The organism is Microvirga sp. P4_G7 (genome assembly GCF_056401005.1).
On sequence record NZ_JBFUKD010000048.1, the window covers coordinates 1 to 11,099 of the forward strand.

General features: G+C 64.0%; 11 protein-coding genes. 9 read left to right on the top strand and 2 right to left on the bottom strand.

Going from position 1 to position 11,099, the window contains the following annotated elements:
- Window positions 1-625 (bottom strand): aminotransferase class I/II-fold pyridoxal phosphate-dependent enzyme (locus AC1DT3_RS04565; RefSeq protein ID WP_477464058.1); only part of this gene is annotated, 625 nt, incomplete at its 3' end.
- 105 nt (window positions 626-730) lie between these two features.
- Between AC1DT3_RS04565 and AC1DT3_RS04570 the strand changes: the two genes are divergently transcribed.
- The 9 genes from AC1DT3_RS04570 (at window position 731) to dksA (ending at window position 10,074) form a co-directional block, all read left to right on the top strand.
- Entirely contained in the window at window positions 731-1,579 is an 849-nt protein-coding gene (locus AC1DT3_RS04570; protein WP_477464059.1) for an AAA family ATPase, read from the top strand.
- Between the two features lie 21 nt (window positions 1,580-1,600).
- Window positions 1,601-2,125 (top strand): SixA phosphatase family protein, encoded by a 525-nt coding sequence (locus tag AC1DT3_RS04575; protein ID WP_477464060.1) that lies wholly within the window; start codon window positions 1,601-1,603, stop codon window positions 2,123-2,125.
- Between the two features lie 74 nt (window positions 2,126-2,199).
- Window positions 2,200-3,252: a hypothetical protein gene (locus AC1DT3_RS04580; protein ID WP_477464061.1), complete on the top strand. Its 1,053-nt coding sequence runs from the start codon at window positions 2,200-2,202 to the stop codon at window positions 3,250-3,252.
- A 103-nt stretch (window positions 3,253-3,355) separates the two neighbouring features.
- Entirely contained in the window at window positions 3,356-4,438 is a 1,083-nt protein-coding gene (gene ada / locus AC1DT3_RS04585) for a bifunctional DNA-binding transcriptional regulator/O6-methylguanine-DNA methyltransferase Ada (RefSeq protein ID WP_477464062.1), read from the top strand.
- A gap of 129 nt (window positions 4,439-4,567) precedes the next feature.
- On the top strand, window positions 4,568-6,016 hold the full coding sequence (locus AC1DT3_RS04590; RefSeq protein ID WP_477464063.1) for a YcjX family GTP-binding protein: 1,449 nt from the start codon (window positions 4,568-4,570) through the stop codon (window positions 6,014-6,016).
- Entirely contained in the window at window positions 6,013-6,999 is a 987-nt protein-coding gene (locus tag AC1DT3_RS04595; RefSeq protein ID WP_477464064.1) for a YcjF family protein, read from the top strand. Before AC1DT3_RS04590 ends, AC1DT3_RS04595 begins: the two co-directional genes overlap by 4 nt.
- 104 nt (window positions 7,000-7,103) lie before the next feature.
- Window positions 7,104-8,477, top strand: a complete 1,374-nt coding sequence (locus AC1DT3_RS04600; protein WP_477464065.1) for an MBOAT family O-acyltransferase — start codon at window positions 7,104-7,106, stop codon at window positions 8,475-8,477.
- On the top strand, window positions 8,452-9,486 hold the full coding sequence (locus tag AC1DT3_RS04605; RefSeq protein ID WP_477464066.1) for a hypothetical protein: 1,035 nt from the start codon (window positions 8,452-8,454) through the stop codon (window positions 9,484-9,486). The genes AC1DT3_RS04600 and AC1DT3_RS04605 overlap by 26 nt, the downstream gene beginning before the upstream one ends.
- Window positions 9,487-9,654: 168 nt before the next feature.
- Window positions 9,655-10,074 carry an RNA polymerase-binding protein DksA gene (gene dksA, locus AC1DT3_RS04610; RefSeq protein WP_477464067.1) on the top strand — a complete coding sequence of 140 codons (420 nt, stop codon included), beginning with the start codon at window positions 9,655-9,657 and terminating at the stop codon, window positions 10,072-10,074.
- 49 nt (window positions 10,075-10,123) lie between these two features.
- Here the strand turns inward: dksA and AC1DT3_RS04615 are convergent.
- Window positions 10,124-11,099 (bottom strand): hypothetical protein (locus AC1DT3_RS04615; protein WP_477464068.1); only part of this gene is annotated, 976 nt, incomplete at its 5' end.

The following is an 11,099-nucleotide window of genomic DNA, read 5'->3' on the forward strand; positions in this document are numbered from 1 at the left end:
GGCCTTGCTCCGCGCCAATCTCGTCGGCGATGCGCTTCATCAACGCGATATCGACGAGGGAATTCATGGGATTCGAGGGTGTCTCGATCATGATCACGGACACACGGCCMTTGGCCATTGCATCCTCCGACGCCGCGCGAACGCTTGCTTCGTCGACCCCGTCGGCAAAGCCGACGCTGCCGATACCGAGATTGGCCAAAGTCTTCGCGATCAGGGTTTCGGTTCCGCCGTAGAGCGGTTGAGAATGCAGGATCACGTCACCGGGCTTGGCGAAGGCGAGAATCGTCGTCGCGATGGCCGACATGCCGGAGGAGAACAACAATCCCGCCTCGGCCTCCTCGAAGATGGCGAGCCGGTCCTCGACGATTTCCGCGTTCGGGTGGTTGAAGCGCGAATAGACGAGGCCGGCCGCTTCGCCCTTCGGGGGCTCGCGACGTCCGGCGACGTAATCGAAGAATTCCTTGCCGTGTTCCGCGCTCCTGAACACGAAGGTCGAAGTCAGGAAGACCGGCGGCTTCACGGCGCCCTCCGACAGGGTCGGATCGTAGCCGTAGCCGAGCATAAGGGTCTCCGGTTTCAGCTTACGGTTGCCGATCCGGTCTTTGTGGTAGCGATCTTGCGTCATGACATTCGACCCTCAAAACATTCCTTGCAGTTGAATGTAGGGTAGCGGTTGCCGAAAGGCGCGTCCTGCGCATAGGGTCTGTCATTCACAGGAGATCGATCAGGAATGGCGCGCTTCGCCGGCACGGATTCATATGTCGCTACGGAAGACCTAACCGTAGCCGTCAATGCGGCCATCGTTCTCGAACGTCCGCTTTTGGTCAAAGGGGAACCTGGAACCGGAAAGACGGTCCTGGCCGAGGAAATCGCCAGCGCCATCGGGGCGCCGCTGCTGACCTGGCACGTGAAGTCGACGACAAAAGCGCAGCAGGGTCTCTACGAATACGATGCGGTATCGCGCCTCCGCGACAGCCAGCTCGGTGATCCGCGCGTGTCGGACATCAGTCATTACATCAAGCGCGGAAAATTGTGGGAAGCGTTCGATCTGCCGACGCGGCCCGTGCTTTTGATCGACGAGATCGACAAGGCGGACATCGAGTTCCCGAACGATTTGCTGCTCGAACTCGATCGCATGGAGTTTCACGTCTACGAGACCGGCGAGACAATCCGCGCGGTGCGCCGCCCGATCGTCATCATCACCTCGAATAATGAAAAGGAACTTCCGGACGCCTTCCTGCGCCGATGTTTCTTTCACTACATCAAGTTTCCCGATCCCGACACGATGGCGCGCATCGTCGAAGTTCACTTTCCGGGGATCAAGCAGCGACTGATCGCCGAAGCTCTGCGGATCTTCTTCGACGTACGCGACGTTCCGGGGCTGAAGAAAAAACCGTCCACGTCGGAATTGCTGGATTGGCTCAAGCTTCTGCTCTCGGAGGACATCGGCCCCGAGCAGCTGCGCGAGCGCGACACGCGCAAACTCATTCCGCCGCTGCATGGTGCATTGCTCAAAAACGAGCAGGATGTCACCTTGTTCGAGAAGCTCGCTTTCATCTCCAGGCGGGACGGGCGTTGATCGCGAGGAACGTTTAGATCCATGCTGCGTCTGATTTTGCTGCGCCACGCCAAGGCGTCCTCGCCCTCCGGTGTCCTCGATATCGACCGTCCGCTGTCTTCGCGCGGGCGTGAGGCGGCGACGCGCATGGGCGCCTATTTGCGCGCCGAGCGCCTCGTTCCCGATCTCGCGCTCGTCTCGCCGTCCGTGCGGACGCGGGAGACATGGGACCTCGTGCGGCCCGCTCTCGGATCGACGCAGGCGGAAATCGTCGAGGCGATCTATGCCGCTCACGCCCTGCGCCTTCTCGACGTGGTGCGATCGGTCCCGATGCCGACCGCGAGCCTCCTGATCGTCTGCCACAATCCCGGCTGCGAAGAACTCGCGGGCCTCTTGGCCGTCGACGGTGATGCGGAAGCGCGCAAGCGCATGCACCGCAAATATCCGCCCGCGGGGCTCGCCGTGATCGATCTCGAGCCGAAGGATTGGGCCTCGGTCGATCTCGGGGAGGGCAGGCTCGTGCGCTTTGTGACACCACAGGATCTCGGGTTCCACGCGGACGATTAGACAGGCGGCCGATTGCGCCTATCTTTCGTCGGATTGAACCCGCAAGGTTGCCGTTTCGACGAAACCATCGCCCCATGCTGCCTCAAACACTCATGGCTCTCCTCATCGCCGGCAACGCGGTTCTCAACGGCGCGGCTTCGTTTGAGCGCGCGCACGAGGAACCGGTGCCTGTGGCGAACGATGCGGAGATCGTAGGCGCTCGCTATGAGGCCACTGCGCGGGAGGTGACGAACTGGCGCGACGAGGCCAGCCAGGCCCTGACTCCTGGGACGGTCGTCGTGCTGGCGACCTTGCTCGGGGTGCAACGCCCCATCGTCACGCGCTGCGTCAAACTCAACAATTACTGGTGCATCAAGAGCGCCCGTTGGGACGGAGAGATCGGAACGGACGGGGAGGGGCACGTCGGATTCGCCTCCGCCGAGCGCGGTGCCGACGCTGCGGCGACGCTCCTGCGGCGCTACTATCTCGACTTCAATCGGAAATCTGCCCTCGACATCGTTCGCCGTTGGGCCCCTGCCGAATGTGGCGTGATCTCCGGGTTTGGCGGGATGGTCCTCGCGGTCAAGGGAATCGGCGGCACGCTCAGGGCACGTTATCTCGCGGCTCACCGGGTCAGCTTGACCGCCAGCGGACCGAAGACGGGCAAGAAGGGCGCGTCGTCCGGACGCGTGTCGATCGTGATTCCCCGTGCCGGCGCACTCAAGAGTTCCTCGTACCGCATGCCGGAGATCGCCGCCGGAGTTGGCCTCGCGCCGCAAAAGCCCGTCGTTGCCGTGCCTCGACGCCAGACGGCGGCCGTCCCGGCGAAGCCGTCGGGGCGGCAACCCGATGCGAAGCCGGCGCGCGTCGCCTCGGCGGCGACCTCATGCGCTCCTGACGAAGGGCGTCTGCGCAACTACGCGGATCGCATGGTGACGGAGCTCGACGTCGGGCCGAACGACGACCTCAAGCTCTTTGCGGCGGACGGCACACCCTTGCCGAACCTTGTTCCCGTCATGCTTGCCATGTCCTCGTTCGAACTCGGCATGCTTCGTCCTCATCCGGAACTGATCGAGGGTGCGGTCGCTCGCGCGACGATGCGCGTGATCGAGGCTCGCAAAGGCGATCATCAGGCCGAAGGGCGCTGATGAGGGCCCAGTTTCTCGATTTGAAAGCAAGAGCCGGAGTGCGACTGTACGACTGGACATGTTCAATGGCCCTCACGACRTGAACAGTTGGAAGGAGCCAGCGATGGACGCCCTTGTGAAACGAGAGATGAAACGGCTGGAGCCGGCGGATCAGGATCCCCGGTGGGCCAGCGTCGCTATGCGCGACCGTTCCGCGGACGGCACGTTTTTCTATTCGGTGGCGACGACCGGGGTCTTTTGCCGTCCGTCCTGCGGCGCGCGGTTGCCGAATCCCAAGAACGTCCGTTTCCATGCGACCGCCGCGGACGCGGCTGCAGCGGGTTTTCGCCCGTGCAAGCGTTGCAAGCCCGACCAGAAACCGCTCGACGAGCAATATGCGGCGACGGTCGCGCAGGCTTGCCGGGTAATCGAGGACGCCGAGGAGGCGCCGACCCTGGCGCAGCTCGCCAAGGCCGTCGGCCTCAGCACCTTCCATTTCCACCGGGTGTTCAAGGCGGTGACAGGGGTGACGCCGAAGGATTACGCTGTCGCTCACCGGGCGGGACGGGTGCGTGATCGCCTCGCGAACAGCGCGACCGTAACCGAAGCGATCTTCGACGCCGGGTACAATTCCAACAGCCGCTTTTACGAAAAATCGGACAGTATGCTGGGGATGACCCCGAGCGATTACCGGGCCGGCGGAATCAATGCCGAGATCCGGTTCGCCGTCGGCGAATGCTCGCTGGGATCCATCCTCGTCGCTAAAAGCGAGAAGGGGGTCTGCGCCATTCTTCTCGGAGACGATCCCGAAATGCTTCTGCGTGATCTGCAGGACCGTTTCCCGAAAGCGAATCTGATCGGCGGCGATGCAGCGTTCGAAGATTGGATTGCGACCGTGGTCGGCTTCGTCGAAGCGCCGGCAATCGGTCTCGACCTGCCGTTGGATGTCCGTGGAACCGCCTTTCAGCAACGGGTCTGGCAAGCGCTCAGGGAAATTCCGGCGGGTGCTACGGCCAGCTATGCGCAGATCGCCAGCCGGATCGGCGCGCCGAAGGCGGTGCGCGCGGTGGCGCAAGCCTGTGCTGCCAACGCCTTGGCGGTCGCGATCCCGTGTCATCGGGTCGTGCGCACCGACGGTGCGTTGTCCGGCTATCGCTGGGGGGTCGAGCGCAAGCGCGCATTGCTGGAGCGGGAAAGCGCCGCTTGAGCATTCCTGGTTCAATGGTCCTGGAGCGTTGAAGCGGCCACGCTCGGCGATATGTCTTGTAGAGGGCGCGATCAGGCCCCACCTTCAAGCTTGACTTGACCTCGGTTCGGGAAAGACAGGTTCGCGTTCGTGTCCGCCATCAAAAATTTCGCCTCCCGCGCCGGCTCGGCGGCGCAGTCGCTGTGGGAGGCGTCGGGGCAGCTTGTCCAACCATCCCTGCGGATCGGCGTCACGGGTCTGGCCCGGTCCGGAAAGACCGTCTTCACGACCGCGTTGGTCCATCACCTCACGCGAGGCACCAATCTCCCGGCGTTCCGGGCCTCTGCCGAAGGACGCATTCGCCGTGCGTATCTGGCGCATCAGCCGGACGACGCCGTGCCGCGCTTCCCCTTCGAGGAGCACGTGGATGTGCTCACCAATCAGCGAAACTGGCCGCAATCCACCAATCGAATCAGCGAATTGCGAGTCGATCTTGACTATGAGCGCAAAGGCGGCTGGCGATCTGGCCCTGCATCTCTTGCGCTCGACATCGTCGATTATCCGGGTGAATGGCTGCTCGATCTCGCCCTGATCGAAACACCTTACGTGGAATGGTCGCGCCGGACGCTGGAGGCGAGCCGACGGCCCGATCGCGCCTCCATCGCGGCGCCCTGGCACGCCACCTTGAAGGAGCTCGATCCGGCAGGGCCGGCCGACGAGGTGCTGGCTGCGAAGGCCAGCGAAGATTTCAAAGCCTATCTCGCCGCTTTGCGTGCTGGGCCGGAAGCGGTGGCGACCACGCCGCCGGGACGGTTCCTGATGCCGGGCGATCTCGACGGCTCGCCGGCGTTGACCTTTGCGCCGCTCGATCTCCCCGCCGGACAGCCGGTCGCCGCAGGGAGTTTCGCCGCGCTCATGGAAAGGCGCTACGAGGCCTACAAGACCCACGTCGTGAAGCCGTTCTTCCGCAATCACTTTCAGCGCATCGACCGGCAGATCGTGCTCGTCGACGTGCTCGCGGCGATCGATGCCGGACCGACCGCGCTCGCGGAATTGGAGGAGGCGCTCGATCAGGTCCTCATCGCCTTTCGCACCGGCCGTAATACGCTGCTTTCGCGGCTGTTCTCACCGCGCGCCGACCGGGTGTTGTTCGCGGCGACGAAGGCGGACCACATTCACCACACGGATCACGACCGCCTCGATGCGATCCTTCGCCTCCTCGTCAATCGGGCGGCTCGCCGGACCGAAGCCGCGGGCGCCCGCGTCGGCACCGTCGCGCTCGCCTCGGTTCGCGCCACGCGGGAAACCACGGTGAGGGAGGGACGCGAGACCTTGAAGGCCGTCGCGGGCACACCGGAAGCCGGTGAGCGTGTCGAGGGCGAGATATTCGACGGCGAAACCGAAGCGGCGGTCTTTCCGGGCGAATTGCCCGAGAAGGCCGACGAGGTTTTCCACGGGGCGATCCCGCCGGGCTCGTTCCGCTTTCCCCGGTTTCGACCTCCGAAGCTGCCGGTCGACGCTGCGGGCCGGATGGCCAGGATGCCCCATATCCGCCTCGACCGCGCGTTGGAATTCCTGATCGGGGATCGCCTCACATGACTCGCCGCCCTCGCGCCTTTCGTCTCGATGATCCTGACGTGGCGAGCGGTTCGATCGAAGTGGTCGACGAGCCGTTCGATGCCATCGAAGCCGCCGACGGCATTGTCGTGCCGATGGGCGGACGCCGCCGGGCGCCATGGGTCGCAATCCTGTTGTCGGCCGTTTCGGGCCTCGTCCTGCTCGCCATCGGCCTCGGCATCGAAAAGCTGATCGTCGATCTTTATCTGGTCGCTCCATGGCTCGGATGGGTGGCGCTGGTCCTTGCCGCTTTGGCCATGCTGGCATTCGTCGCGATCGTCGGACGGGAGGTCGCCGGCATCTGGCGCGAGAAGAAGATCGAGCATCTGCGCGAAGCCGCGATCGATGCCTTGGCAGTCAAGGATCACAAGGCGGCAAAGGGCATCGTCGCGGATCTCCGCTCTCTCTACGAGGCACGCAGCAGCGCTGCGCCGAGTCGCGCGCGGTTGAAAAATTTGGACGATGAAATTATCGACGCCGACGACCGGCTGGCGATCGCCGAACGGGAGCTTCTCGCGCCGCTGGATGCGCAAGCGAAGCGCGCCATCGCCGGCGCCGCGAAGCAGGTCTCCCTGGTCACCGCCGTCAGCCCGAGGGCAATCGTCGACGTTGCCTTCGTGATTTTCGCGGCCGTGCGTCTGCTGCGAACGTTGGCGCGCATCTATGGCGGCCGGCCCGGCTTGTTCGGCTTCCTGAGGCTCGCCAAGGCCGCCTTCAACCATCTGGCGGTCACTGGCGGGATGGCGGTCGGGGACAGCCTGATGCAGCAGGTTCTGGGTCTTGGTCTCGCCGCGCGCATCTCGGCGAAATTGGGGGAGGGCGTGCTCAACGGCCTGATGACCGCGCGGTTTGGCTTGGCCGCCTTGGCCGTGTGCCGTCCCTTGCCGTTCATCCGCGAGGAGACCCCCAAGATCGGCGATGTGGCGGGCGAATTGGTCAGCCGGGCGGAAGCGGTGGCCGAATAGGGCTGGTTGCCTCCAGGTTGACGTAGCAGGCGCGTTCCCGCACAACAGCGCCCCGTCAGGCGCGGACGAAAGCGCCGCCAGCCGTTTGATCACGTCCCGCCTCGATGCTCTTCAATTCTTTCATTTTCCTCTTTGCCTTCCTGCCGGTAGCGCTTCTGACGCACTGGCTGGTCGAGCGCTTTCGGCCCGAATGGCGCTTGCCGCTGCTCGTGATTTTGTCGTTCGTTTTCTACGGCTACTGGGATTGGCGGTTCGTGCCGCTGCTGCTGGCCTCGATCCTGGTCAACTGGCTGATCGCCCAAGCCTTCCTGCGCTCGAAGACGGGAACGCTCGTCACCCTCGCCATCGTGGCCAATCTCGTCGTCCTGGCGATCTTCAAGTATTTCAATTTCTTCGCCGATCTGGCGAGCTTGATCCCGGGCGTCCACGCGCCGAAATTCGACATCGCGCTGCCGCTCGGCATTTCGTTCTTCACCTTCCACCACATCATGTACCTGACGGATTTGCGGGCGGGGAAAGCGCCCCGCTACGATCTCGTCCGGTACGCGCTCTACATCGCTTTCTTTCCGCAAGTTCTCGCCGGCCCGCTGGTGCGGTGGAGCGAGATCATGCACCAGCTCGACGAGCGGCCCTATCGCCGCCACGACGCGGCGGAACGGTTCGCGCGCGGGATGATGCTTCTCGTCGCGGGTCTGGCGAAAAAAGTCTTTGTCGGCGACCAGTTGGCGGAATACGTCAATCCGATCTTTCAATCGGCTGACGCAGGCAACGCCGTCAGCCTGGTCGAAGCCTGGCAGGCGACCCTCGGCTTCACGTTCCAGATCTATTTCGACTTCTCCGGCTACACCGACATGGCGCTCGGCCTGGCGCTCCTGTTCGGCATCGTCCTGCCGCAGAATTTCGACGTCCCTTACCGCTCGGTATCGCTGCAGGATTTCTGGCGGCGCTGGCATATGACGTTGTCGCGCTTCCTGCGGGACTATCTGTACATCGCCCTCGGCGGCAACCGGCGCGGGCTCGTTCTGCAACTCGCGGCATTGTTCGCGACGATGGCGCTGGGAGGCCTGTGGCACGGCGCCGGCCTGACCTTCGTGGCCTGGGGCGCCGCGCACGGCCTCGGATTGTGCGTCGGCGTTCTGTGGCGCAAGGCGGGCCTGTCGATGCCGAGCATCGTCGGCTGGGCGTTGACGCTCGTGTTCGTGATCCTCACCTGGGTTCTCTTCCGGGCGGGTACGTTTGAAGGCGCATTGCGGGTCTATGAGGGACTTTTCGGGCTTACGACCTGGGGTGGCGGCTTCAAATGGCGGGCGATCGTCGCCGCGGCCGCTGTCGCGATCATCGGACCGACCGCCTGGACGTTCGTTCACAAATTGCCGCCCCGACGCTGGATTGCGATCGCCTTCGCGATCGTGTTCGTGATCGTGCTGTTCAAAATCGGCGATGATGCGAATTATGAATTCATCTATTTCCAGTTCTGAACCGGATTCGGCGCGCTGGCGGCGTTTCGCCGTCACGTTTCTCGCCGCCGCCTTGGGACTGCTCTGTCTTATCGTGGCGGTCGCCTTCGCCGTCGATCCTTACGACACCGGCCGCTCGACGTTGTTCGCGAAGGCCGGCGTGCGGCCGCAGGGTCCGCGGACGGCGGCCCCGAGCCGTGGTCGGGACCAAACCTTCAATGCCGCCATCATCGGCAATTCGCACATCCAATTGCTGTCGCCGGAACGGCTGAAGGCGGCGACCGGGCTCGATTTCGTGCAATTGTCCGTGCCTGCCTCGGGACCGAAAGAGCAATTCGTCATCATCGACTGGTTTTTGCGTCAGCGGCAAAAGCCGGCCAAGGCCCTCGTCATCAGTGCGGACGAGAGCTGGTGCGGCCAGGATCCGGCCATGCCGAACACCAAGCCGTTTCCATTCTGGCTCTTCAGTGCCAATCCACTCGAATACGCCAAGGGATTGGTCCGCTACGACATCCTCGAAGAGGTGCCGCGCCGCTTCGGCTACATCTTCGGCAAAAATCCCGAGCGGGCGCCAGCGGACGGGTACTGGAACTACGAGCAGAATTATCTCGACCTCGGCTACGCCACGGATCCGGTGCTGCGCAAACGTTTGGAAAGCCGTCCCGAGATCGACCTGCAAACGTTGCCGAGCGATCCTCTCGCGGGGACGCGCAAATTCCCCGTGGCGGACAAGCTTCGGCAGGCGGTCTCGGCGATGCCGGCGGATCTGGCGGTCATTCTCGTATTGCCGCCGACCTACCAAAACTATCTGCCGCCGGCGCAATCCCCGCGCGGTTACATCGACAAGGAATGCAAGGCGGCCCTCGCGAGCGCCCTTCAGGGCCACGCCAAATCGGCGCTCATCGACTGGCGGGTCGACCGGCCGGAGAATCGGGATCCGAATCTGTACTTCGACCTGACCCATTATCGCCTCCCGATCGCGCACAAGGTCGAGGCCGATGTGGCGGAAGCTTGGCAGCGCCTGCGCTGACGCCAAGCGCTGCGGCAAATCGTTCTTTCGTCTGAGACGCGCCGGGAATGCCGCAAAAATAAGCGAAACGTGATGAGCGATTGAGGTTGTGTGGTGCACACAACGCGTTGTGGTCGGGCTTGTCCCCATATATAGGGGCCCCAGGTTCAAGGGGATAATACGGCCCATATGACGAACACCGCAATCGATGAGGGTTATCGTCCGACTGAGGACGAGCCCTTCATGAGCGAACGGCAGCGGGAATATTTCCGGCGCAAACTGATCCGCTGGAAGGGAGACATCCTGAAAGAAGCTCAGGAAACTCTCGCTGCCCTTCAGAGCGAAAGCGAGAATCACCCCGATCTGGCTGATCGGGCATCCTCGGAGACGGATCGCGCTATCGAGCTTCGTGCCCGGGACCGCCAGCGCAAACTGATCGCCAAGATTGATTCCGCTCTCGCCCGCATTGAAGACGGCTCTTACGGCTTCTGCGAGGAGACCGGCGAACCGATCTCGCTCAAACGCCTTGAAGCCCGGCCGATCGCGACGCTGTCCCTGGAAGCTCAGGAACGGCACGAGCGAAGCGAGCGGGTTCACCGCGACGACTAAGAAAAAGGGCTCCGCCAAGGGAGCCCTTTTTCGTTCATACGATGTTTTCTCAGCGCTTGTCGGGGTCCGTCGGACGCCCGAGAAGGCGGGCGAACTCGGCTTCGATCTCCTCGACGGAGAACGGGTCGCTCGCCGGTTTCGACGGCGCGGCGGGCGGCGCCGCCGGTCGTGGCGGATGAACTGCTGCGGGCTCCGAGGCCGGGCCGGAACGGTCGGCGGGCTTCTCCTCGACCTCTTCCTCGTCTTCTTCGGCGACGTGATCTTCGTCCTCAGACGAAGGCTCTTCGTCCTCGTCCACGCGAACGGTCGGCGAGGATACTTCCGCGCTTGCGATTTCGAGCTCTTCCTCGACTTCGACGATCTCGACCGGTTCGATGACGGGTACGGGCACAGGCGCCGTCGGCCGCTTCAGAGCCTCTTCGAGTTGCTTTGCCATGTCCGACAGGATCGCCGCGTCCGGCGCGCGATCGACGATCGTGGCCGCGCGCGGCTCGACCCGAGGCTCCGGTTGGACCGGAGGGRCGGGCGGAACGGGCGCAGGGCGGGGCGGTGCCGAAAACGTCGGGGCGACGCGGGGCTCCTGGCGAGGTGGCTCCTGGCGAGGGGGCTCCTGACGAGGGGGCTCATAGCGCGCCGGCGACGACTCTTGGCGAGAGGTGTCCTGCCGGGACGAGTCTTGACGCGACAATTCGGGAATTTTGGGCTCGAACTCGGGCACCGGGCGCGTGAAACCCTCGACGCGAGTCGGCTTGAGAGCCGGCTCGACGATCGGCGCGAGTGGCTGTGACGAGACCGGAGCGCTCACGGACGCGATGGGAGCGAGTTCCTGCTCGACATCGGATTCATCCGACGGGCGCCGGATGAAGGCGCCGAGCTGAGCGGCGAGTTGGGTTTCGATGTTCGGTCGCGCGGCCGGATCGACCTGCGGTCGGAGGTTGGGTTCGATCGCCGGTTCCGGCCGATCGCCCGCAGGTTCCGCCTGCGGCGCGGGGAGGCGGCTGCCGGCATTGCGGACGATATTGGTC

Excerpts from the sequence above, each read along its gene's own strand:
- AC1DT3_RS04570 (WP_477464059.1), top strand. The coding sequence starts at position 731 with ATGGCGCGCTTCGCCGGCACGGATTCATATGTCGCTACGGAAGACCTA.
- AC1DT3_RS04575 (WP_477464060.1), top strand. The coding sequence starts at position 1,601 with ATGCTGCGTCTGATTTTGCTGCGCCACGCCAAGGCGTCCTCGCCCTCC.
- AC1DT3_RS04580 (WP_477464061.1), top strand. The coding sequence starts at position 2,200 with ATGCTGCCTCAAACACTCATGGCTCTCCTCATCGCCGGCAACGCGGTT.
- ada (WP_477464062.1), top strand. The coding sequence starts at position 3,356 with ATGGACGCCCTTGTGAAACGAGAGATGAAACGGCTGGAGCCGGCGGAT.
- AC1DT3_RS04595 (WP_477464064.1), top strand. The coding sequence starts at position 6,013 with ATGACTCGCCGCCCTCGCGCCTTTCGTCTCGATGATCCTGACGTGGCG.
- AC1DT3_RS04600 (WP_477464065.1), top strand. The coding sequence starts at position 7,104 with ATGCTCTTCAATTCTTTCATTTTCCTCTTTGCCTTCCTGCCGGTAGCG.
- AC1DT3_RS04605 (WP_477464066.1), top strand. The coding sequence starts at position 8,452 with ATGAATTCATCTATTTCCAGTTCTGAACCGGATTCGGCGCGCTGGCGG.
- dksA (WP_477464067.1), top strand. The coding sequence starts at position 9,655 with ATGACGAACACCGCAATCGATGAGGGTTATCGTCCGACTGAGGACGAG.